General features: G+C 44.0%; 21 protein-coding genes. 14 read left to right on the top strand and 7 right to left on the bottom strand.

What is annotated here, in order from left to right; all coding sequences use genetic code 11:
* Positions 1–5 precede the first annotated feature (5 nt).
* On the bottom strand, positions 6–977 hold the full coding sequence (locus NST38_RS22215; protein ID WP_076254343.1) for a phosphotransferase: 972 nt from the start codon (positions 975–977) through the stop codon (positions 6–8).
* 404 nt (positions 978–1381) lie between these two features.
* Here NST38_RS22215 and NST38_RS22210 point away from each other — a divergent pair, with 404 nt between their 5' ends.
* Entirely contained in the window at positions 1382–3169 is a 1788-nt protein-coding gene (locus NST38_RS22210) for an AraC family transcriptional regulator (protein WP_341344059.1), read from the top strand.
* A gap of 68 nt (positions 3170–3237) precedes the next feature.
* Positions 3238–3825 (top strand): imm11 family protein, encoded by a 588-nt coding sequence (locus NST38_RS22205; protein WP_076254349.1) that lies wholly within the window; start codon positions 3238–3240, stop codon positions 3823–3825.
* A gap of 156 nt (positions 3826–3981) precedes the next feature.
* Here the strand turns inward: NST38_RS22205 and NST38_RS22200 are convergent, their stop codons facing one another.
* Positions 3982–4560, bottom strand: coding sequence for a TetR/AcrR family transcriptional regulator (locus NST38_RS22200; RefSeq protein WP_036615266.1), 579 nt, complete (start codon positions 4558–4560; stop codon positions 3982–3984).
* Between the two features lie 140 nt (positions 4561–4700).
* On the opposite strand from NST38_RS22200, the gene NST38_RS22195 reads away from it, so the two are divergent.
* A complete protein-coding gene (locus tag NST38_RS22195) occupies positions 4701–5603 on the top strand; it encodes a CPBP family intramembrane glutamic endopeptidase (RefSeq protein WP_076254351.1) in 903 nt (300 codons plus the stop codon).
* A 596-nt stretch (positions 5604–6199) separates the two neighbouring features.
* Positions 6200–7756, top strand: a complete 1557-nt coding sequence (locus NST38_RS22190) for an acetamidase/formamidase family protein (protein WP_083685110.1) — start codon at positions 6200–6202, stop codon at positions 7754–7756.
* Positions 7757–7988: 232 nt separating this feature from the next.
* On the opposite strand, the gene NST38_RS22185 is transcribed toward NST38_RS22190, so the two are convergent.
* Both NST38_RS22185 and NST38_RS22180 read right to left on the bottom strand, forming a co-directional pair.
* A complete protein-coding gene (locus NST38_RS22185) occupies positions 7989–8825 on the bottom strand; it encodes a sulfurtransferase (protein ID WP_076254352.1) in 837 nt (278 codons plus the stop codon).
* Between the two features lie 63 nt (positions 8826–8888).
* Positions 8889–9833, bottom strand: a complete 945-nt coding sequence (locus NST38_RS22180; RefSeq protein ID WP_036668496.1) for a DMT family transporter — start codon at positions 9831–9833, stop codon at positions 8889–8891.
* A 228-nt stretch (positions 9834–10061) separates the two neighbouring features.
* Here NST38_RS22180 and NST38_RS22175 point away from each other — a divergent pair, with 228 nt between their 5' ends.
* From NST38_RS22175 to NST38_RS22165, 3 genes are all read left to right on the top strand, one after another.
* Positions 10062–10964, top strand: a complete 903-nt coding sequence (locus NST38_RS22175; protein ID WP_235193735.1) for a polysaccharide deacetylase family protein — start codon at positions 10062–10064, stop codon at positions 10962–10964.
* 37 nt (positions 10965–11001) lie between these two features.
* Positions 11002–11655 (top strand): YkyA family protein, encoded by a 654-nt coding sequence (locus tag NST38_RS22170; RefSeq protein ID WP_076254355.1) that lies wholly within the window; start codon positions 11002–11004, stop codon positions 11653–11655.
* Between the two features lie 142 nt (positions 11656–11797).
* Positions 11798–12688 (top strand): hypothetical protein, encoded by an 891-nt coding sequence (locus NST38_RS22165; protein WP_076254357.1) that lies wholly within the window; start codon positions 11798–11800, stop codon positions 12686–12688.
* A 220-nt stretch (positions 12689–12908) separates the two neighbouring features.
* On the opposite strand, the gene NST38_RS22160 is transcribed toward NST38_RS22165, so the two are convergent.
* A complete protein-coding gene (locus NST38_RS22160) occupies positions 12909–14081 on the bottom strand; it encodes a mannitol-1-phosphate 5-dehydrogenase (RefSeq protein WP_076254359.1) in 1173 nt (390 codons plus the stop codon).
* Between the two features lie 47 nt (positions 14082–14128).
* A complete protein-coding gene (locus NST38_RS22155; RefSeq protein WP_036615249.1) occupies positions 14129–14797 on the bottom strand; it encodes an HAD family hydrolase in 669 nt (222 codons plus the stop codon).
* Positions 14798–15296: 499 nt separating this feature from the next.
* Here NST38_RS22155 and NST38_RS22150 point away from each other — a divergent pair, with 499 nt between their 5' ends.
* Positions 15297–16223 (top strand): ADP-ribosylglycohydrolase family protein, encoded by a 927-nt coding sequence (locus NST38_RS22150; RefSeq protein WP_076254361.1) that lies wholly within the window; start codon positions 15297–15299, stop codon positions 16221–16223.
* Between the two features lie 26 nt (positions 16224–16249).
* A complete protein-coding gene (locus NST38_RS22145; protein WP_076254363.1) occupies positions 16250–17497 on the top strand; it encodes an MFS transporter in 1248 nt (415 codons plus the stop codon).
* Positions 17498–17563: 66 nt separating this feature from the next.
* Here the strand turns inward: NST38_RS22145 and NST38_RS22140 are convergent, their stop codons facing one another.
* Positions 17564–19945 (bottom strand): galactose-binding domain-containing protein, encoded by a 2382-nt coding sequence (locus NST38_RS22140; protein ID WP_179087960.1) that lies wholly within the window; start codon positions 19943–19945, stop codon positions 17564–17566.
* Positions 19946–20600: 655 nt separating this feature from the next.
* Here NST38_RS22140 and NST38_RS22135 point away from each other — a divergent pair.
* From NST38_RS22135 to NST38_RS22115, 5 genes are all read left to right on the top strand, one after another.
* Positions 20601–21413, top strand: a complete 813-nt coding sequence (locus NST38_RS22135) for an alpha/beta hydrolase (protein WP_370511457.1) — start codon at positions 20601–20603, stop codon at positions 21411–21413.
* 219 nt (positions 21414–21632) lie between these two features.
* On the top strand, positions 21633–21812 hold the full coding sequence (locus NST38_RS22130) for a hypothetical protein (RefSeq protein WP_036615241.1): 180 nt from the start codon (positions 21633–21635) through the stop codon (positions 21810–21812).
* Between the two features lie 130 nt (positions 21813–21942).
* The gene (gene sigK, locus NST38_RS22125; protein WP_017687130.1) at positions 21943–22641 is read left to right on the top strand and encodes an RNA polymerase sporulation sigma factor SigK; all 699 of its coding nucleotides are present in this window, start codon (positions 21943–21945) and stop codon (positions 22639–22641) included.
* A gap of 358 nt (positions 22642–22999) precedes the next feature.
* Positions 23000–23254 (top strand): hypothetical protein, encoded by a 255-nt coding sequence (locus NST38_RS22120; RefSeq protein ID WP_076254367.1) that lies wholly within the window; start codon positions 23000–23002, stop codon positions 23252–23254.
* A 248-nt stretch (positions 23255–23502) separates the two neighbouring features.
* The gene (locus NST38_RS22115; RefSeq protein WP_076254429.1) at positions 23503–24864 is read left to right on the top strand and encodes an amino acid permease; all 1362 of its coding nucleotides are present in this window, start codon (positions 23503–23505) and stop codon (positions 24862–24864) included.
* Positions 24865–24905 lie beyond the last annotated feature (41 nt).

Below are 24905 nucleotides of genomic sequence, written 5' to 3'. Positions count from 1 at the left end.
CATATTCATGAAAGCATCTGAACTGCACATCTGGCATGATACTCTGCAAGACCCCTAGCGAATTGCTGATCGGGGAATTGTCTGTGAAGCAGTTTCAGTCCTCCTGATATCAAGGACAAATGATGGCAAAATCGATAAAATGTCATCTGCTCCGGGTCGATATCGTTATTTTTAAAGTAGTGATAAAAGTCTCCAAATCGAAACTCCAGAAAGCTATGCTCATGTTCGAGATCGAAGAATCCTGCGCCCTCAATATCAATAAGGCATGGTTGCAAAGCATGATCTATCCATATATGATCCGGACCCAACTCTCCATGAATGAAACTATAGAGATCTCTGGGTTGAATCGCTGCTTCCAATTCGTAAAGTTTCTCAAGCAGCTTTTCGTCATTTTTCCTTATATCTGTCATGTGCTTGGATGCATAGGATAAGGCTGTTTCGGCATCCAACCGCTGAACTTGGTAGCAAGGCCCAGCTTTTTTACTGTTATTGTTGGCGCTTCCATAAACGTTTCTTTGGATGTTATGCATATTAGACAACATATCCCTGATCCGTTGAAACAACTCATCCCGATCTTTGTGATTTTTGTGCTGGAAATAGGCTTCGGCTTTCTGTCCATCCACATACTCAACAAGAGCAAAATCATAAGAGTGCTGGTCTCTATCGTTATTCAGATCATACAAGATTGGTGTTCGAATTCCATGTTGAGCGAGAAAGCGAGTATTCAAAGAGAAAAGTTCGCTGCCATAGGAACTGTGGAAAGTGGGCTCATTCAAGATCTCTTCCTGAAAATAGTTGCTGGAAATATCCCAAACGTACAGCATACAAGTGAAACCATTCGTGCAGTCAATTTTGTAAATGACTTTTTGTGCGCCTCCATGAATTCTTGCGCTCTGCGTTATATGGTAACCGGCACCAAATACATTGTGCAGATAATCCTGTAATTCTTCACGAGTAAGATGGTTGTTGGAAGTCATTGATCTATGCTCCGTTTCATCTGTATTTTGCCGGCCAGCAACCTAAATATATAGAATATTTTCCCAAAAATATAGACTGTTTCTTTTTGATCTGTTAAAGTGTTGATTAAGGTCTGTATATTCATATGTATATCAAAGCAAGGGGTCGGGTACTCACGTTAGTGGGTGATCCGGCCCCTATTTTGCATGCAAGTTGACTCTCTGTTGACTATATATGACCAATGATTTTAAGGAGCTGGGAAGCCATCTTACATTTCAATGAACATCTTTTATTATGGAACAAGGCATCTATTAAAATAATGGATATTCGCCATATAACTATGCAAAGGAAGGAGGTACTTCACTCCTACCGATTCCCTGCGAGCTGTTTCTTATACATGGTGCGTGGCAATGCTGTTATACGGTTGGATGGAAAAGATCATCAGGTCTCACGATTCCATGTTTTGCATGGTGGGAAGGGCTGTTGCCTGAACATTTTGCCTGTTGAAGAGTTCCTTGAATATTATATGATTTATTACAAAGCCATCATTCCGCTACCTGAGCGTCAGGATATTTTGGCTTTGATGGAGCACCGTAATCCCTTCAAGCTTCAATACGGCTTTGCACCTGATCAGCCTGTTTCCTTGTTAAGCAAAGTACAATACATGATGACAGCTTGGGAAGAGCAAGAGGCACTGGAACAGTTCCATGTAAAGTCATTATTTTATCAATTTGTATACGAGTTGTTATGGCAGATCCACAATGGGCGCGTGCCAACAATAAAGCCAGACCTGGTTGCACAAATGAAATATTATATGCAGGAACATTACGCTGAACCCATCACAATGGACTTGTTAGCAGAGCTTATGGATAGCAGTCCACGTCACTTATCAAGGCTATTCAAACGCCAGACTGGTTATAGTCCGATTGATTTTGTCATTCAAATCCGGATGAACAAAGCGAAGGAACTGCTGCTTGCTACAGATGCTACTTTACAGGAAATTGCCAAGGCTGTTGGTTATCCTGATGGTTATTATCTTGCTAAAATATTTAAGAAATATATGGGGATTGCACCTATTCGTTATCGAAAGCAGCATGAAAGTCCTAATGTACCATCGACTGTGGCACGATTAGGCATTGTACAGGATCTAACTTCCTTATATATTGATAATGATTATCATAATCATTATCAATATATATTTGAGGAGGAATTATTGATGTACAGAAGTAGAAAGACACCCTTAGCTATCACATTATTACTTTGTTTAACCCTATTGCTTAGTGCTTGTTCAACTGGTGGGGCAGGAAGTCCTGCAGCCAATGAAGGTTCTCAGAAGCCAACGAATCAGGTATCGGCCAACAACGCTAACAATACAGATACACAATCTCAAATGAAGACCGTAACCACCATAAAAGGTGATATTGAAGTACCGGTTAATCCACAACGAGTGGTTGTCCTGTATCTAATGGGTGATTTGCTTGCTTTAGGCGTAAATCCTGTGGGGATTTCTTCTATAGAAGAAGGAGCGGCTTTTGCGAGCGAACTGGAAGGTGCCACTTCATTAGGAGCATTTAAGCCGGACCCGGAAGCAGTAACTGCGCTTAATCCCGATCTCATTATTGTTACCAATGAAGAAATATATGAAGGACTTAAAATGATTGCCCCTACAGTATATATTCCTTATGACCTGCCAGTAGAAGAACGTATGAATTTGCTTGGAGAAATTCTGGGTAAAGAGGGACAAGCTCAGGAAATGTTAGATAACCTTCACAAAAAGGTTGAGCAAAGCAAGGAAAAACTTGAACAAGCAGGTATCTTGGATAAAACCGTCACAATTATGGAAAGTAACAAAGGTTCCATGGCTGTAATGACAGGCTTGGGTTATGGCCGGGGGTCGCAGATTATTTATCAGTATTTAGGGATGAAAGCACCTGAAGTCTTGCAACGTGAAATTGAAAATGCAAGAAACGATGCAACAAGCAAAGACGTTTCTTATGAAGTATTACCTGAATATGTGGGTGATTATATATTCCGTTCTTCCTTTGAAGGAATGGTTGATCTGTCAGACAATTCAATTTGGAATAACATCCCCGCAGTCAAAGAAGGACGTCTGATTGATATGAGCTTTGGTTTATTTTTCTACAATGATATTTATTCGTTAGACAAACAGCTTGATTTTATTGTGGATAACTTGCTTAAAACCGCGGAGTAATTGGAGGGGGCGCTTAACCTGTATAATTGATTGAAAGGCACTTTATTTGGAAAGGAGACATCATTCTTTTGAACTATTATTTTCTGGAATCTCAATATCCACGTAGAGGGTTTATTAGTGGCGGAACAACCTTCACTCCCCAATTAGATATGAATTATTTTGCGATAGACAATCCGTTGCCCGAGGGGACAACCGCAGAGGTTGAGTTAGTGCCTACGGTGCGTAACCTGAACGTAGATTATTTTGAGACGATCACAGGAACGAGACACGTATCAGATCGTTTTAAAATGCTATTGGAGGAAACGAAAACAAATACACAGTTTATTCCGACAACGGTGTGTTACCACGACGGTCGTGCGGTTGAAAAAACCTATTGGACTGCACATCAGCTCGATCGTTTGGATGTTTTCGATTATGAACGTTCGGAATATGGGCGCAAAGCGGTCATTGCTGCATCTGTACAACAGCCTCCACGTAAGATCGTCAAAGTTGTATCTCAAATCTGCCTTCATGAAGAGCGAATTGGCAAGCATGAATTTTTTATGCTGGATTATATAAATATCTTCAAACCCATTGTTTCAAAAAATTTTTACGAAGTATGCCGAAAACATAGGCTGAATCTGAACGTTACAGAGGTCGGAAATGTAAGCATCTAAAATGCTACATGGATATAATGGAAGCACAAAGAAGCCCACGCAAAACGTGGGCTCTTTAATCTTTATTTTTCCCCGGTAGCCACCGGACTTTCTTGTGTATTTTGCTAGGCGCGGGTCAGCTGACTTAGCTCCCTGATCTATGCATCAAGTTTTCCTTTAACGTATAATCCAATTGATATAGTCTTGTATCATTTCTTTGCTTCGTGTTCTATTTATCTTATCCGGCTCTAGATACAAATTGAGAGCCATCCCATTCATAAAGGCATACAGTTTTTCTTGTTCCTTCTCTTCATCGGTTGTACGCAGAAGACCTTCATTTTTCAAGTACATGATGCAGTTCTTGATTGCGTTTTGCAGGTCCTCATAATTGGCGTCGAACCCTTTTTGCGTTTTTCCATAGCTTACAAATGCAAACCAAACCTCCATTTCCAATAATGTTTGTTCATCCGTCGGGACTAGTTCGAGCAAGTATTCAACAATTCTTTCTTGAGGCGCCAGTTCTCTTGCATTCAGATTTTTTATTCGAGTAAGTACCTTTTCCTTAACTAACTCAATTGCAAACGCTAATAGACTCTCTTGTTTTGAAAAGTAATGTCTTAAAGCGCCTTGTGATAATCCGGCCTCCTTCGCAATCGTTCTTGACGTTGCATGATGAATGCCTTTCTCACTAATGATTTTCCAAGTAGCTTCAGCGATAATATTCTTCATCTTCTCATGGTCCACGATTTTTGGCATACACACAGAATATCATATTATTTAACTCAACTGAAATAAATAGACGATGAAGAAGGGATGTGCTAGAATTTATTTAACTCAACTGAATTAAAAAAAGAATGGGGCAAACGCAACATGCCACTCAAAGGAGTGCAATTGGAATGAATCAGCAATTCAAAGTAATGCTTCCAGCATGGGGAAAGGCAATCGGCTTATTATGTATGATCATTATATTTGCTGCTGTATTGTGGTTAGTGTGGACCGGAAATTTGAATATAAGGTACACGGCTGATCATGAGGAAGTGATTCCAATATGGCATAGTATGTTACCGGCATTCCTTGGTATTTTTCTAATCCATATGATTCCTTATCAAAGTCATGATTCCTCAATTTTCCAACAAATGGAGAAACAGCACTTGGTCGTTCAATCGATTGTATTATTGCTGTCAGGCGTTTTATTTACGGTTTCTCTGATAACGATAGACCAGCAAGGATTACATTTCCAGCTATATTATTTGGCGTTCAAGTTAACGACATTATTGTTCACTCCGTTGATTTTATTGCTGATTTATCGCAAAATGGCTGGCGGGCATCAAGACATTATCTCGGTAAAACCTCGCACTCGCAGACACGTCATCGTACCACTAATCGTTATTTTGGTCTGGGGTTATCTAAAGTTCTATTCTCCAATTGCACAACCAGAAGGAGAGATCGTAGCAACCGATATGACAGAATTACTTCTCTTGGTGTTGATTGGTTTTATGATCAATAGCGTATTGGAGGAAGTTTTTTATCGGGTATGGCTGCAAACCCGATTGGAGACGTTGCTTGGAAGATGGCCCGCCATACTACTAGTTTCAATACTATGGTCCATTTGGCATGTCGCCATTCAAGGAAATGGTCATTGGGATATTGATGTGGCAACAGTAATTGCAAATCATGGGGTTACAGGTCTGTTTCTTGGTTATTTATGGGCCCGCTATCGTAAAATATGGGTGATTATCTTGATACATGGACTCATGAATGCTTCTCCTCATTTTCTTTTGCAGATCCTGTTTCATTGAGCGAGAAAGGATTTGGTTGGATCAGTCTCCCCATGAAACATGCCTCTATCTCGCCCATATTCCCGAGTGACGCTCAGGCACTGAAAATACACCGCCCCAGGCATCAGCCTGCATGGCAGTGTATTTGTTTTTGAGATCCTGCAGACTTGTGCTCCGTACCTACTCTTCCCCGATAGCCACCGGATTCTCCTCATAACTAATCCACTAACTCAAACTTCCGGAATACAACTTCACATTTGAGTATCCCGCTTTTTCCAGTGCAATCACGTGCAGACAGGTGATTAAGCCTGAACCGGAGTGCAGTAGTATTCCTGCGGCGGGTTCAGAAACATGAAATACATACATAGTTTTCCTGTAACTTAATTTCGTTTGTTCAAATCTCTGAAGATGGATCCTTAAGTTTGCTAAATGTATTTAAGTTTTACATGACTCAATTGTGGTAATTATACTTACATATCATTTATACTTGTAAGTTTATTCTTGATATTTAGCTTTTTAATGTTACTTTTGTTAACAAAAAATATTGTTGTAAATATATTTATATGTTAGTGTTTATTTATGTTAGGAAATATTACATAATACAGAGGGGGAGCGTAATGTTTATTAACCGAACGATTAGGAGATTTGGAGTTTCAGTAGGGATTATAGGTATGCTTACATTTGCTCTACCTTCAGTGGGTTTTAGTATGCCGCTGCAACCAACAACTATCGATAAGGTAGAAGGTGATTATTATGTAACGTCTGCGATTAAGAACATTCGCTGGGGATCACTGCCTAATCGAGACAGCTCTCCGATTCTTACTGTACCATCAGGAAGTGCTGTAACATTTGATACGGTATCGCATGAGGGACTGATAGAGGATCAAGGGAGAAATCCAGTGGAGTACTTCGGCAAATTCGGTATCTCACCCGATGGAGTATTGGATGATGCGAAGGTGATTGCGGCTTCTGAGATTAAGCATGATTATGTAAAAGACGGACCTCATATTATCACTGGGCCAGTAGCGGTTGAGGGAGCAGAGCCAGGAGATGTTCTTAAAGTAGAAGTCCTTTCGTTGCAAACTCGAGTTCCATATGGTGTCATTTCTAACCGCCATGGTAAAGGTGCCCTTCCTAACGAATTTCCAGAAAATACAGGCCCACAAGAGGGAGCTAGCGCAACAAAACCGGAATTATATAATAATGTATCTATATTTACGCCTATTGAAGAAATCAACGGCAATTGGTATGGGGTATTACCAACAAAAGCTGGCAAAAATGTACGTTTCCCAATTAACCCGTTTCTAGGTGTTATGGGGGTTGCACCAAATACCAGTGAAGTTGTGAGTTCTATCCCACCTATTGAAACAGGAGGGAATATGGATATTAATGAGTTGGGTGTTGGTGCAACTATTTATTATCCGATTCAAGTTAAAGGCGGACTATTCTATACTGGTGATCCACACTTTGCTCAAGGAGATGGAGAAGTAGCGTTAACTGCATTGGAAGCCTCCTTAAGGGGGACAGTTCGGTTAACGGTGTTAAAGAAAGGTGATTCATCATTACCACACAGTGGAGAATTCACGCAACCTTTTGCTGAAACAGAGGATTATTGGATTCCGATTGGACTGGACCCTGATTTGGATGAAGCCATGAAAGAATCAGTACGTGAATCGATTCAATTCTTATCCGATAAGCTTGATATGGATAGAAGTGTAGCTTATGCGTACTTATCGGCGGCAACGGATTACGAAGTATCTCAGGTCGTGGACCGAACGAAAGGCGTTCATGGACTCATTCGAAAGACCGATTTCCTTGAATATGTTGACGTTGCCATGAATGTGGGTGGTACGACAATCAAACCGGTTGTTCATAACGATGAGTTCTACGTACCGATTCGAACAATGTCGGAGCTATTGGGCGGCACAGTAGAATGGGATAATAAGACGCGTTCAACGCAAATCAAATTAGGTACGAAAAATATAAGTGCTCAAATTGGTTCAGATGTGTATTCAATTAACGATAAACTAGTGTTCAATAGTAACGTACCTAAGCTTTTAAATAGCGAAACCGTAGTTCCGGTTTCTGTTATTAATGAAATACTAGGTGCTTATGTCAACTGGACGACGATCGATAAGACGTTAACAGCAAATGTATCGTTAAGTAAAAAGTAATAATAGATTTCATTATTTAACCGTGGTGGACAGATGTCCATCACGGTTTTTTCCGTTATCATGAATCAAAAAAAGCTGCCACTTGATGTCTACTTCTGTGTGCTTTTAAATACTTACTGGGTTGTGTTGTTGAATTGATGTTGACTCCGAACATAGAAAAATACATCGCCGGGGCAGATAAGCCACCTAGCGATGTATTCTTTTTTAGATAATGTGCACCCTCGCTACATTCTTAATTTTCCCCGGTAGCCACCGGATTCTCATCATAACTGATCCAGTCGCTCCAACTTCCAGAATACAACTTCACATTTGTATATCCCGCTTCTTCCAGTGCAATCACGTTCGGGCAGGCTGATACGCCGGAGCCGCAATACACGATAATCGCACCATCCTTGTCCAGCTTACTGAAACGCTCTTCTAACACCGCAGTATCTGTCCAACGTCCATCCCAATCCAACACATCTTTCCAAAAATAATTCACCGCACCCGGAATATGTCCGGCCTTGGCATCGATCGGTTCCTCCAGACCTGCATAGCGGCGAGCATCACGGGAGTCAATTAGCACGACACTGCCACTTGCCGAAGCCTGCTGAACATCTTCAACACTTGCCAGCATGGCTGGCTGCACATTCACCTCAAAGGAAGATGGGATCTGAACCGGTACATCCGTAGTCACCGGGAATTTGGCGTTTTTCCAAGCGGAGAAACCTTCGTCCATGATATACACCTGTTCATGACCGATATAGCGAAGCAGCCACCATAGCCGAGATGCATTCATTCCGCCTTGATCGTCATAAGCAACAATACGACTATTGGAGCCGATGCCAGCTTTGGATAGACGACTTGCGAGCACAGCCGGATCAGGAAGTGGGTGACGTCCTCCGTGCGCAGACACAGGAGAAGACAGATCTTTTTCCAAATCGAGATAGACAGCTCCTGGAATATGTCCAGATTCATAGGCTTGTCTTCCAGCCTCCGGCTGACCGAGCAAGAATCTGCAATCTGCAATAACTACATCTGGTTCATACATTCTGGCGAGCAGCCAGCGCATGGATACAATATTTTTCATCAAAATACACCGCCTTATGAGAGTGGTAGAGTCTTTTATTACTATGATTTACGAAAAAATACGTTATACCGTTGTGGGTTCAATAGGCCCTTTTCCCGCAACAGAGGCTTCTGCTGAAGCAATCTGAGGTTTGGTTTTGCCATATCGAATGAAAATCCATACCCCGAATATGATGACGACCCCGGCAGACATCTGTAATGCACTGAGGGATTCGCCGAGCAGCATCCAGGCCAGTAATGAAGAGAATACGGGTTCCCCAAGTACGCCCATGGATACCGTCGTGGCATTCATATATTGAAGCAGCCAGTTGAAGAGATAATGTCCAAAGATCGTTGGCACAATGGCGAGCAGCAGGAAGATTCCCCACTCTGACGCAGCGTAACCTCCGAACGGATGGCCCATGATCAGATTATATACCGCCAGCGTGCAAGCAGCTACGAAGAACACCCAGAAGTTATACGAAAATGCACTAAGTCCCGCTCGCAAAAATTGACCCAGCAGCATATGAACGGCGACTGCGATTGTGCCAAGTAAAGACAGGACATCACCTTGCAGGGCAGTACCTGCCAACTGGAAATCTCCTGCGCCAATGACGATTGATCCAAGCAGGGCGATGCCCATGCCGATGATCATCATGCGGTTAATTTTGGCTTTGAACAGCCATACCGAACCGGCAAGAATCAGTATTGGCTCCAGCGCGAGAATAACTGTGGAACTGGCAACACTGGTGAGCCGCAGCGAACCCATCCAGAGCAGAAAATGAAGGGCCAGCATCACACCGGATGCAAGCAGCAAGCCCCACTGCCGTAAGCTCAGACGCATCATCTCATGTCTGTATTTCCAGACAAAAGGCAACATTAGCAGATTGGTCAGAAATAGACGGTACATGGCAATGACCGCAACATCTGCGGTAGACCAGCGTACAAAGATCGAAGAGAAAGAAATGGCGATAATGCCGACAAAGAATAACAGATAGATGGATCTGCCGGCACGGTTCAAGCTTGTCATGGGTGTAGCTCCTTCTTGAAGTCTGATAGCGTAAATCACTTCATTATACAGGAGAAGACAACCGCAGGAAAGATAAAGAGAACGAAGAGATAAGTAGATTGTAACCGGGCTTGTAACTATTCTGTCATTCTCCCGATCCATTTTTCTATTAATCTTCTATATAGAGACATGAAACGAGATAATATACCAATAATCGGGAAAAAATGAAAGTAAGGAAGTGGCATGACAGTGAGAGTTCAACAAGAGAGAGCGGGAGAACGTGGCAGTATTCCGCCTAGCACAAGTCGCACGAAAACACATAAACGAAGAAAAATCCGGTATGGAAGGGTAATCATAGCTCTAATGCTCTTGGTACTGTTCGTTACCGGTATTACATATGTATTCTTTGGCATGACGCATTGGATCAAAAGCGTTGTGGCGCCGCCTCCGATTACTGTAATCGAACAGCCGGCCAAGCTCGGCATGATACAAGTTACTCCGGATGCGAAGGAGGAGCCGGCACGGTTCCAGGGCCAGGTTCGCAAATTGGCATACATAACGTTTGATGATGGGCCAACTGAATATACAGAACAACTGCTGGATATATTGAAGCAGCATGAGGCGAAAGCTACCTTTTTTATGATCGGACGTCAGTTGAATCAGCATCCAGAAGCAGTGAAACGGCTGTTGAAAGAAGGCAGTTATCCTGGACTCCACAGCATGACGCATAACTATAAAAAGCTGTATAAGAGCGGCAGTTCTGCAAATTTTGTGAAAGAATTCAAGAAGGAGCAGAAGATGGTGCAAGACCTGATTGGTTTTACGCCTCATCTGATTCGTGCACCTTATGGCAGCAGTCCACAGATCGGTGAAAAGTTCAGAGGGGACATTGCTGCGGCCGGGTTCAAAATGTGGGACTGGACGACAGATTCACTCGATTGGAATCTTCCCGGTCAGCCGGACAAGATTGTGGCCCGGGTGAGCAAAAGTGTACATCGGGATAAGGAAGTGATTCTGATGCATGAGCGGGAGCAGACGGTTCAGGCTTTACCACGCATTCTGAAGTTACTCGAAGATCGGGGTTACGAGTTCGAAGTATACGATCCGGATGCACACTGGGTAGCCAATTTTAGCGGAGATACCCGCTTGTAATATAACAACAAGATGATGAAAGAGAGGAAGGACTTGGGTGCTAACGAGTAAAAAAGTGGCGCTTGCGGCAGTTAGTGTATTGCTAATTCTGCTGGTGAGTGGTTGTGGAGATCCGCAGGAGCCTGCGGCAAATCAGATAAACCAATTGGTGCTCAGCGGTCAGGAGATCGATCAGAGTTTGAAGACGCTGACCAGTCATGAGCAGGAAGATATGAAGTTATACAAGTCTATTTTAGACAAAGGCAAGAACAAAAACAGTGATCTCGAAGCACTGCTGGATCAGGCAGCAGATCATATCCATGAACGAAGAACGTTGTTGAAACAGGCGGAAGAGGCCATGAAACAGACCAACGAGAAGACGGTGGCCTTGCGCAGTTCCCTTAAGGATCTATCATTTGAAAAAGAAGAAACATTGGCACAGGCTGAAAAGGTGCTGGATCAATATGAAGCTAGAGCACGTGCGTTGGAAAATTTTGTTGCTTCGTATCAGTTGAGTCTGAGTGCCGATGAGCAGTTGTATGATCTGATGAGAGAAAGTACAGAACCTAATCTGGTTAAGATTAAGCGAGCTATTCGGGTACGGAATAGCGAATATGCGAAGCTTGCTGAATTCCGAAAGCAATTTAACCTCCAGACCAAAGCGTTTAACGGAGCCAATGCCAAACTGGTACAGATGGATCAGGCCAGCTGAGCAGAGGATCTGAGAAACCATTCAGACATTTTGCATGATTGAGCTGCCTGTCTCCCGTGTAAGTACTAGTATACAGCCAAGCCAATGGATGAGAAGCAACATGGACAAGCATCATTGCGTATAAGCTAACGGAGGTGTTCATATGCGAAAAGGAAATACAATGAAAGTCAGTGCATCACTCCTGGTTTTACTTATGGGATTCTCGCTTGTGGCTTGTGGGAACAGTAATCCTGCTGCACAGCCGACAGTGAATAATACGAAAGAACAGTCACCAGCACCGGAGCAACAACCAAATGAAAGTGCTGCAATTGAAGCAGAAGGTATTCTGACTGGATGGGCTGATCCGCATACCGTTGAGATTCGAGTGAATGAGAAGCCGATGTCATTCCAGGTGAGTGAAGATCTGCAGAAGTCTCTGGATGATATCGATGACGAAGATTCCGTTCGTTTCAAATATGTAGAGAAAACGATTGATGCAACAACGAAACAGTTGGTACTTACAGAGATTACAAAGATTGAATCGAGTGATGACAATAACGGTTCCAATGCAGGCGGTACAGTAACGTCCGATCGTCCGAAGACATCAGAGCTGGAAGTGACGGTAGAAGGAATGACCGAGAAACGTCCAGTGACATTGGCACAAGCGAAAGGTTATTCACTTTATGTGTTTGAACCGATGGCTTTTGACGCCGAAGACCATGAATTAACAATGAAGATTGATCCGGATTATGAGGTAGAGATTGAGAAGCTGCCGGCGAATTACAATCTGGATGCGCTGAAGATGGATGCCAAGGAAGAGTTGTCCGAGACCGGAGAAGTGAAGCAATTAACGGCTGAACAACTCAGCAACGGCCCGATGAAGGATGCAAAATTATACATGATGTCCCAGAATGATAAGAAAACAGAGTATTTTATCGTGAAAGAACTGGACGGCAATGGTTTCATTTTCCACATCCAAGCACCTATTGGTGAGCCTTCGGAAGGTTTCCTGCCCATGGCATATGCATCTCTCAATTCCATTATGAATGAGTAGAAAATAAATTAAAAAGATTCCCCAAACAGCGTGTTTCCTTGAGAGAGGAGATACGCTGTTTTATTAACGTTACTACAATATAGATAGATGTACCGTGCCGTGCCACGCCGTGCATAGACAAATAGCCGGAAGGAGCGATGCAACTGCATAGGTTCCTCCCGGCTTCTTGGCCGTGCTTCTATTCAGTTTGCAGGATCAAACCCATGCCCTGATCCGTTACTCAGGTTAGTATGGTCGATTCCTTGCGCCCTTTGAGTTCCTGATAACGGGCGATTACATTCTGATGAACGGGATGTTCGTCGGGAATTCCCATGCGTTCACGTATGAAGGCGGAGACGCCATCTTTGCGAATCATGTGTTGTAGCTTCATGGCTTCCTCGTCGCGCTTGTAATTGAACAGCATTGCGGCCGCCATAGCAGAAGTTAAATGAGGAATTTTAATTCCGAATTCACTGGCCTGCATCGCTGGGCGAACAAGCCGATCATGAGGCGAAAGCTTGCGAAGGGGGGAACGTCCGACCCGGGTGACCTGATCCGTCAGGTTGGGATTGGCGAAGCGTTCCAGTATGGTATCGATATATTTGTTATGCTTCTGAGCGTTGAATCCGTGCTTCTGGATAAGCATCTGACCGGTCTCTTCCATAACATGGCGCACTTTGGCCCGCAGGGTAGAATTACTCATCACCTGGCGGATCGTCTTGAATCCTTCGAGATAGCCGAAGTATGCAGCGACACAATGGCCTGTATTGACCGTAAACATTTTACGTTCAATGTAAGGTTCAAGCGAATCCACATAGTGGACGCCATCTATTTTCTTAAAACCATCCAGAAGTGCTGGACGATGAACGACCCATTCGTAAAAAGGTTCAACAGTGACCTGCAGCGGGTCTTTGTGGTTTTGAGCCGGAACAATCCGGTCCACAGCTGCGTTGGGGAAAGAAACATAACGTTCGGCTTTTTTGCGAGTTTGTTCATCCAGAAATGGATAGATGCGTTTCTTCAACCTGGTGCTACCACCGATGGCATTTTCGCAAGCGATAATATGCAGTGGAGCCTGATTATTGTTTTTCATGCGAAGTTGAATGCCTTTGGCGATCGGTTCGGCAATATCTCCGAGTGCAGATACCCCCACCGCGGTTGTGATCACATCGGCTGAAGCGATCTCTTCAGCAACCAGATTCTGCTCATTCACATTGATAGCCGTCACGTTGTTGACAATCGTAGTGTCCTGATCTCTATTGGCAAGTGTAATCGGATATTCCTGTCTCTCTTGAAGCATGGAGATTTTCTTCGGGTTACGTGCGACAAAGCAGACTTCGTAGTCGGAAGCGGACAACATATGACCGATAAAACCGCGGCCAATATTGCCCGCACCAAAATGTACAGCTTTCATGTGTGAACTCCCCCTTTAAGGATTGAATCGCGAAATTCGTGCAGACCTTAGACGGTAGTGACGAGTGGCTTCGAAATCAAATCGTTAAATGTAAGGTCAGTCAAGCAAGATAGCCGTTGGTGAGGCATATCGAATTCCAGTGTTCCTGTGATGGTATTCGAGATGACTACGCAGTGCATACCAGCCGCAGCAGCTGCACGCGCGCCGTTAGGTGAATCCTCAATCGCTACGGCTTCGTCTGCAGTTACTCCAAGGGCTTCAAGTGCTTGAGTGTAGAGTTCCGGATCAGGCTTCACATTTGCAACATCATCTGCTGTACGAATGACTTCAAAATAATCTTTTAGTTTCAGTTGTTCCAGATGTTGTTCAACCCACTCCCGTTTGGAGCTGGATGCTACAGCCAGTTTTAGTCCGGCTTCACGTGCTTGTTCAAGATATTCCTGAATACCAGGACGCACCTTTTCTTTGTTCATCAATGCAGCGTGCTGCAACTGAACGGATTCCCTGAACTCTTCCCGATCGATGGGAAGATTCAAATCTGTGATGAGGTACTCATATGGATTAAATGTTTTCAGACTGGTACCGATGCATTGTGAATACATCTCCAGGGTTAAATCTACGCCGTGTTCCTTGTAAGCATCACGAAAAGCAATATACCATGCTGTCTCTGTATCAATAATCGTTCCGTCGAAATCAAACACCAGTGCCTTAATCATAAATTTGTTCCTCCTGTTTCAGAATTAGTTTGGGGATAAAAAGTGAAAATTTTCTGCAAATTCATTCCCTGTATTCATTAACCTGCGGGATATTAGTTGACGCAATACACCGAAAACGAATATTAATTTGGGAAAAAATATGCGTTTGAAGCTAATAAAACCGTAACATAGGACAAACCGAAGGGTCAAGCGCGTCATGATTGTTTACATTGAAAATTTTCACATGTATGATTTGTTTTCAGAAAATGATGAACGTTGCAAACCGTTAACCCTTTTGCATGTAAGCGGTGTACTGAATAAACTGTTTTTACAGCTCAAAAAAATAAAACTTTTTTTATGAAAATTTGCTATTCTGGCCGTTCTACAGCTTTCGACACTTTTATAATAGAAGAAATGGAGCTTAATTTATTGGATTTTATTAGCTTTACGCCAGATCAGGCCCTGTGGGAGAATGGAAGAAAGATTGTAAAAGTATATGGAGTAAGGGAGGAAGACAAACATGCTGCAAAAGGACCGTTTCAATGGCTGCTTCATCGGGCTTGCAGCGGGTGATGCGTTGGGAACTACCGTGGAATTCAGTAGCCCGGGCGCATTTGAACCCGTAACGGATATCGTGGGTGGCGGCGTATTCGGGCTGGAGGCAGGGCAGTGGACAGATGATACATCCATGGCTCTGTGTCTGGCAGAAAGTCTGGTACGTAAGGCAGACTTTGATCCTGCGGATCAGATGCGCAGATACACCAATTGGTACAAGGTCGGGTATATGAGCAGCACAGGCGATTGCTTTGATATCGGCGGGGCCACGCGAAGTGCCTTGGAGAGGTTTGAGATAACTGGAGAAGCTTACAGCGGATCAACCGACCCGATGACGGCGGGCAATGGTTCTATCATGAGGCTTGCACCTGTCGTGATGGCTTACGCTAATCAACCAAACGAGGCGGTCCACTATGCTGGGCTGAGCTCCCGGACAACACATGCTGCAACGGAAAGCGTGGAAGCATGTGAAGTGCTGGCCGCCATAATTGTTGCCGGTCTGCGCGGAGCGGACAAGAGCGTCATGCTGATGCCGGAGACATGCAGACAGTGGAGGGAAGAACCTACTTTTTCGCCTGCTATTGAAGAGGTTGTTATGGGTTCCTATCAGAGCAAAGAACCGCCGGAAATTAAGGGCAGTGGTTATGTGGTTCGTTCACTTGAAGCAGCACTATGGGCGTTTCATAAGTCATCAAGCTTTGAAGAAGGCGCGTTGTTAGCTGTTAATCTGGGTGATGATGCGGACACTACAGGTGCGGTGTATGGGCAGATCGCAGGTGCTTATTATGGATTGAGTGGTATTCCGGCACACTGGCGGGACAAGCTGGCTATGCGTGGAGCGTTCGAACAACTAACCGATGCCTTGTGGTTGAAGGCGACAGAAAATCGTTGATTAAGAGACAGGAGAAGAGAACATCTATGAGCACGACTGGACACACAGTACAACCACAGGTTTCACCGTCAGGTAAACGAGGGGCGTTTCCATTATCCCTGTTATGTCTGACGATAGGAGCTTTTGCGATTGGTATGACTGAATTTATTATTATGGGTCTGCTGCCCAATGTGGCAACAGACCTGAATGTAAGCATTCCGCAGGCTGGGCAACTCATTACGGGATATGCGCTTGGTGTAGCGGTAGGTGCGCCGATATTGACCGTATTTACACACAAGATTCCGCAGAAAAAACTGCTGGTGCTGCTGATGTGCATTTTCATTATCGGGAACGCATTGTCTGTCATTGCTCCTACTTACGGGTTGCTAATCTCAGCACGGATCTTAACGGCATTTGCTCATGGTACGTTCCTTGGTGTAGGTTCAATCATGGCGACGCGGCTTGTTGCGCCCGAGAGAAGGGCAGGAGCGGTATCGGTTGTTCTCGCAGGGCTAACGATTGCCAACATTATTGGCGTTCCGTTTGGTACATTTATCGGGCAACAGCTCGGATGGCGGTCATCTTTCGGGGCGATTACGATCTTGGGCATCGTTTCTTTGATTGGTATCATTCGTTTCATTCCCATCCTCCCGCAAGGAGCACCAGCGAACCTCGGACAGCAATTTCGGAATCTGGTTCGTCCACAAGTGTTGCTGGTTCTGCTTATTGGGGCGTTGGGGTGCGGAAGTTTGTTTACAGTCTTCACCTATATTACGCCGATGCTTGTGGATATCAGCGGCTTTGCAGAGCAAAGTGTGACCTGGATTCTGGTGTTGTTTGGCTTCGGTGTAACCTTGGGCAATTTGGTTGGCGGCCGTCTGGCAGACTGGAAGCTGATGCCTTCGTTAATCGTCAACTTTGGGATCTTAGCTGTTCTGTTAGCTGCACTTACGATTACACTAGAGAATCCTTATCTCGCGGTAATCACCATATTCTTCTGGGGTGTAGCCGCGTTTGGTATTATGCCGGGACTTCAGATTCGGATTATGAATATGACCCGCGAAGCGCCGCTACTGGCGACAACCTCAAGTCATTCGGCATTTAACCTGGGAAATGCCGCTGGTGCCTATATGGGTGGGTATGCAATTACGCATACAGGACTTATCTCAGTGCCTTTGTATGCCGCAGTAATTGCTGCACTGGGTTTGTTGGGTTTGTTCATCAGTCTGTTGATGAAAGACAGACTGGCTTCACCCGAGGGTGCAGAGGTAGTTAATCCAGTATCCGTACACTAAACAGATGTCAAGAAAGCCTCAGCCATCCTGTGTAACCAGGGGCTGAGGCTTTTTGGGCATGATGTTTTAATAGATTTCAAGCTCATTGATTCGCACATAGGTTGGCTGATGCGAAGGACCTTTACTCGCTACGACACGGATCTTGGAGGTACTGACTGCTGAAAATGTGTGTGAACGCGTTAACTCTTGATTGCCTGTAATCTGTACAAGATTCACCCAATTTGAGCCATTCCAGTATTGCAGATCATAATTGGCAAGCGGGTATCCCTGTGTGGTATACAGATCAATTCGCTGGATTGAACTCGATGCCGGCAAATCAATGACGACATATTGGGGAAGTGAGGAATTACGGTTATTGGCCCAGCTATAACTTTCCCCCAAGGCCGTGTTACGATCCCCGTCATTGATTCGGGCTGCTGAATACCCGGGATAGGTGGAAGTTACCGTTATGGCAGCATTTCGTGCCAGGTTCTGTCCGGTTCCCGGATTGGTAGGGGTTTTCACCAGATTCACCAAATTCCAGCGCAACTCGAAGAGTTTGAAGGACTTATTAAATACAGCTCCTTCTCCTTTGACGAGAGCATCAATCTTTAGAGACATGGTACTGGGCACATTATTGCTGCTTGTCCATTTCCCTGTGCCTTCAATGCCGGCAAAAACACTTACCTCAAGTATTTTTTTGCCGACAATTTTCAGACCGACTTCCGCTTTGGCTCCTGCCCAAGCAGTGATCTGTCCTTCAATTTTATGGGTTACCGTAAGATATCTGTTCACACTGCTGTAAGGCTGGATCTTCACGGGAATAAAGACACGTGTTTTCCCTTTGACTCCCGCGGTAACCGTGTATCCCTGATCGACCTGAAATTCAAAGGTGACGTTGCCGTCAATACCAATGACCAGAAAAACGCCGACAGATACGGCTCCGAGATTGCCAGCACCAATGTTGAAGCCCATGATTGGAACTTTGACTTCTTTTTTGAACTTGGCATCACCTTTAATATAGATGTTGGCTTTCTCACCAGCAGTAAATTTCAGATCATATTTTCCCCAAAATCCGTATTTCCCCGTAACTTTGGGTGCAATCAAGGTGAGCTTGCCACCTGCTTCAACGAACACTTTGTTACCGTTTGCATTTTGTTGATTTACAAGTACCTTCTTGAAATCACAGACAAACTCATTGCCGGATTTTTTGCAATTGGCAAAATCACCTGCTCCAGCAGCACGAATCACATCATTCAGATCCGTTGAATTAATATCAGTTAATTCCGTGGAGTTTATTTCATTCAGATCCATATCATTTGTATCATTCATGTCCATGGGTGCGATATCCGTGGAAGCGATATCCATTGTTTCTGCATCCGCAACCATGTCCGTATTTGCATCCAAATCATTTTGAATCGTGTTGTCGATGTTGAACTGTCGCATTTCAGCATCATCAGCTATATCGGTCTCTAACAAGGAAGGGGTTTCCTGAACAAGCCATTCCTTGCTATCCAATACCATCTCAGGATCAGGCATGACGATATTGCGCTCTTCGAACGAGACCTCCTGCTCGGGAATATCATAGTAATCGAACAATTCCTCCACACCCGGAGTGGTGTAATCTACCCGCATACCACCAGAGCTTCTATTGACGCTTGTAACTTTGATAGCCCGGGCAGAGGACTGATCGAGAAAGATCTGACCAGGAGCTAGGTTATTACCGATCTGGGCAGCCTCTTGGGTGCTAAGTTCTATAGAACCTTTCTCTTCCACCGTTTCAAAGACGGCATTTACCACGGGAAGTCTCTTCACCATGGAAGCAGGCATGGGTTGGGTTGGTTTTAACTGATAATCGACTTGCTCGAATTGACCTGAAGAAGAAATGGGGTTGCTAATAGCCAGTCCATCTTCGGAGACGTTAAATGAGATTCGAAAATATGCTTCTGAAACTGGAGCATTCACATTGGTCTTGCCTGCCCAGATCCAGCGTGCACTGGTCTCCTCAGGCATGCCACTAATCTGTTTCCAAGGATCACTGCCATACCGTCCGAAGTCAGTAGCACGTGACCATGACGAATCATCGAATTTGGGTTGCTCCCAACCTTCGATATATCGTTCAGATACTTTCCAGTTGAAATCCGTAACCAGATTCTCATCTCCGTAGCTAAGGTCTGCCAGCAGTCCCGCATAGAGGCCTATATCCTTCGCTTGAACTGCAATCACATTGATGCCAGATTGAATCGGCACAGGGAACGTATAGGCTTTGGCCCAGTCGGTGCCTTTTCCCGTCTGTCTGCCGTTTATAAAAAGTGTGAACTCATCATCTGCGGTTATGGATATTTTTCCTTCATTGTTAGATGCAGCATAGACATTGGATGGCCATAACCCCACAAGTAAAGGCAGCAATAATGTAATAACCAGGAATGAAGCCCATGCTTTTTTGATCGAAAAGCGTACATTGAACATCATCATTTTCCTCCCAGAAAATAAAGTAGTTGCAAAAGATATTGGTAGCCGAAACGTTGAAACTTTTGCGTAAGCATATCTCAGAAGAAAAATATTATGAATCTATTGAAATTGTTCATAGACACCCCCTATGGAAGCTATAATAAGGTAAAATATTCAATTTAACAACAGTATTTTACAATTTTAAATTATGATTCGAAAATAAAGAAGAAAGAAGAAAAACTCTGATGCTCTAAGACCATTGAATTGAATCGCTAGAAATGAAAATATTGTTGCAAAAAATGGATAAATAAGTTTAAATATACTATATAAGTAATTCTATGTCGGGAAAACAGAGTGAAATCTACATGTTTCAGTGTTTTCTGAAGGGAAGGGAGGTGATCTAACCTGTTTATTGTAAGGGCTTTCAATTTTGGGTTGAGAGGAAGCTTACTTCACCGCGTTAGAAAAAGTTGAACTTCAGCATCAAGCGTAATCCAGTGAAACTTCGAGAAACGCATACTTAAGTTTGACAAAATTGAGAGGAGAAATTGAGATGAAAAAACGTATTACAATCCTTTTAAGTCTTTCGATGATCGTTGCCATGATTGCCCCAACAATGGCTTTTGCTACGGATTCCAGCGAGGTTGGTGCTCAGAACACAGCGTATGAATCTATGAATGTATCCGGCAATGACGCAAACAATGCGCTTGCTAATACTCCGGTGGTGCCGGCACCACCGGGTTTTGATGGCTATCGAAACAATATTCCGCACGGAAATACCAATCTGATATCCTATTACTCCACAACGGTGGGCAATACACGGAAAGCGACCGTGTATACACCGCCAGGATATTCTCCGAATAAAAAGTATAACGTCTTGTATCTCCTGCACGGCATCGGCGGGGATGAGCATGAGTGGGTCAATGCAATGAAACCCAAGAACATTTTGGACAACCTGTATTCGGAAGGCAAGCTGTCCCAGATGATCGTTGTCATGCCGAATGGCCGTGCCATGAAGGACGACCGTCCAGTCGGTGACATTTTTGCTCCGGACAAAGTGGCTGCGTTTGAACGGTTTGAGCAAGACCTGCTCAAGGATCTGATTCCTCATATCGAGGCCAATTATCCGGTATACAAAGACAAGAATAGCCGTGCGTTGGCCGGTCTGTCCATGGGTGGTGGGCAATCGCTTAACTTCGGATTGAAAAATCTGAATACCTTCGCTTGGGTAGGGGCCTTCTCGGCTGCACCGAATACGCAATCTGTATCACAGCTGGTTTCCAACCCGGGACAAGTAGCCAGCCAACTCAAATTGTTGTGGATCTCCTGTGGATCAAGTGACGGTCTGTTATGGGTCAGCCAGAACTTCAAAAACGGCTTGAGCAGCATGAATATTCCGCATACCTTTTATCTGGATGTAGGTGGACATGAACCATCTGTCTGGAACAGCGGCCTGTATCAGTTCTCACAACGAATCTTCAAATAATTTAATTTGAATTAGCTTCTTGAAGCAATCGACAGGAGAAACAGGAATTCATATCGATATGTAGCCTCAGTTCTGTTCTGCACAGGGCTGGGGCTTTATGTTGGTTAGTGTGCGAATATGACATGATGAATGAGAGAGAATATGTTAGCATGAAGGAAGCAGATCCACATGGAGCGGGTAGTTAATTACATAGGTAGATACATGAAGGAGAGAAATAGGATGTTCTATTACAAAGGTGCATTCCGGGAAACGGACAATGTAATCTATTTTAAAAGCGATGTTTCATTAGCCCAGAATGATGTTGTCCTATTTGGTGAAAAGAAGTATTTTATCGAAAGTGTGGAAAAAGAATTTCTCCTGCTTCAGCGGGTGGGCTCCATTGTTTCTGTGAGTCTGTGAAATCTTCGCAAGATCATCCCCTTTTTCAAGTGTACGTGCACTTCTGGGCCTCTGCCTACATACAATAGATCGACCCTGTTCCCACATGTGCTCAGGCCAGATCGTTGTAAAACTGCAGGAGGTGTCATCTGTGCCCGGATTGTTTACCGCAATTGCTCTATTCATTAAAGAGTTAACGTTACTCGTCTCGTATGTCAAAAATAATGCGTTCCCCCAGCCACTGGCTGAGGGTGATGAAGCCAAACATTTGCGCCTTATGGCTGAAGGCAATGCTCACTCTCGCAATCTGCTCATTGAACACAATCTGCGCCTCGTCGCGCATATCGTCAAGAAGTTCGACAATACGGGTGAAGATCAGGAAGACCTGATTTCCATCGGAACCATTGGTTTGATCAAAGCCATCGAAAGTTTTCAACAAGGCAAAGGCACGAAGCTTGCCACATTTGCGGCGAGATGTATTGAAAACGAGATACTTATGCATCTGCGTTCCCTGAAGAAAACACGCAAAGATGTATCCCTGCACGACCCTATCGGTACGGATAAAGAAGGCAATGAAATTACATTAATCGATATCCTTGGCACAGAAGCTGATGATGTTGTAGATCGGGTACAGCTCAAGATTGAAAAAAGCAAAATTTATCGCAATCTAGACATCCTGGATGATCGGGAGAAGGAAGTTGTAATCGGTCGATTTGGCCTGGAGGCAGGCGGGGAGGAACGAACTCAACGCGAAATTGCGAAGGAACTGGGCATCTCACGTTCTTATGTATCAAGGATTGAGAAGCGAGCGTTAATGAAGCTGTACCACGAGTTTTATAAGCAAAAGTAGTTGTTGGATAGATAGCGCTTTTCGTTAAAAAGATGGTGCTTTCTGAACCTTCCGCATTTGTAGGGAGATGCATTAAGATCGAAAATTTGATACACTGCGCTCTCTGAAAATGGCACGGACAAAGAGGGCAATGAAATTACACTAATTGATATCCTCAAAACAGATTGGAAAAGAAAAAGGAATAGATTAACAGACCAGAGGGCGCCTTTATCGGGAGCCCTTTTTACTGTGAAGATACTTAAAACTGGATCTAAATAGTATTAATTATTTGGGATTATGACCTAAATAAAGGAATTTCCATTCCCGTTGAAGAATATCTTGTACACAGACCAATTTAATATATAAGGAGTACATCATAATGAAGCAGCTTTTTCAGAAGATTCCAGTGTGGTATTTGTTAATCTGTATCATGGGGATGATTATGATCGTTTATAACATGTTCCAATCGTATTCAAGTGTTCTTAACTATATTGCGCTATCGATGATTAGTGTTGCAAATGCTATTCGAATTTGGAAAAACGAACGTTCATTAGCGATTACCTTTTTAGTTGTTGCCGCTCTATGCTTGGCTTTTATTTTAAAATACTTCTATAGATATGTATTATCAGCATGACATGGCATGAGAATAACAAAGGAATGTACATAGGCTGATGAATAGTATGGATCGGATGCAACTTAAGTTTTAAAAGCCAGGGGCATGAAATAGGAGCATATGAAGAGGCCACCTTTTACAAAGGTGGCCTCTTTGCTGTGCAAAAAAAATATAAATGAGGGATATGTATTCTGAGCAGATTATTATATGATGAGTAATAATATTTTGCATCGTAGAGAGCATTTGCAGAAAGAGAGTGGTGGTTGATCATGCAGCAAGAAACGTTAACAAGGGGATTAAAGAACAGGCATGTACAGTTGATGGCGATCGGAGGTGCGATCGGTACAGGTCTGTTTCTCGGGGCAGGCAAAACGATTCAGCTGACAGGGCCATCCATCTTGCTGGCCTACATCATTACGGGTGTTGTGTTGTTCCTGATCATGCGTGCATTGGGGGAACTGCTGTTAAGCAACTTGCAGTATCATTCCTTTATCGATTTTGTGCGTGATTACCTGGGAAATATGGCGGCATTTATTACAGGCTGGACCTATTGGTTCTGCTGGATATCCATTGCCATGGCTGATATTACGGCCGTTGGTTTGTATACGCAGTTTTGGTTTCCGAATGTACCTCAGTGGATGCCAGGGTTAATTGCGTTAGTCATTTTACTAATCATGAACTTGGCAACGGTCAAGTTGTTTGGTGAGATGGAATTCTGGTTTGCCCTGATTAAAGTCGTGGCCATTCTGGCACTCATTGTTGTTGGTTTATATATGATATTCAAAGGTTTTACCACGGATCAGGGTCCAGCAAGTTTCACCAATCTGTGGAGTCATGGGGGATGGTTCCCGAATGGACTGCATGGGTTCATCATATCGTTCCAGATGGTGGTGTTCGCCTTTGTAGGCATGGAACTGGTGGGACTCACAGCGGGGGAAACGGAGAATCCGGAGAAGGTTATTCCTAGAGCGATTAACCAGATTCCGATCCGGGTACTGCTCTTCTATGTTGGCGCACTGCTGATTATTATGAGCATCTACCCGTGGAACGCCATTGTGCCTACTGAAAGTCCGTTTGTACAAGTGTTTGCCGCTGTGGGTATTGCAGCTGCAGCCGGCATTGTGAATTTCGTGGTACTGACTTCCGCAGCGTCAGCGTGTAACAGTGCCATTTTCAGTACAAGCCGTATGGTGTTCTCCATGGCAAAGGATCACAACGCACCCGAATCGTTTGCACGATTGAATAACAGGAAGGTTCCTTCCAACGCGCTGTTTTTCTCCACGATTGTTATTTTGATCGCGATTCTGCTGAACTATATCATGCCAGAAGGCGTATTTACGCTGATCACGAGCGTGTCGACCGTGTGTTTCATCTTTGTATGGGGCATCATGGTAATCTGTCATCTCAGATACCGCCGTACTCAGCCGGAACTGGCGAGTCGCAGCCGCTTCAAACTGCCACTATATCCGTTTTCGAACTACTTGATCCTGGCGTTTCTGGCATTTGTGTTGGTGGTATTGGCATTGGCCGAAGATACGCGTGTGGCACTGTTTGTCACGCCAGTGTGGTTTATTCTTGTTGCGGGGATCTACCTTCTCAAAAAGAAAAATTTGAGTAATAACAGACAGTAGTCTTACCATCGTTGCCAAATAAAGCCGCCCAATGATATTGG

The organism is Paenibacillus sp. FSL H8-0104, assembly GCF_038050215.1.
In the GTDB taxonomy this organism is placed as follows: Bacteria; Bacillota; Bacilli; order Paenibacillales; family Paenibacillaceae; genus Paenibacillus; species Paenibacillus amylolyticus.
Note: the sequence above shows the minus strand (reverse complement) of the source record. Positions and strands in the feature narration are given on the sequence as shown.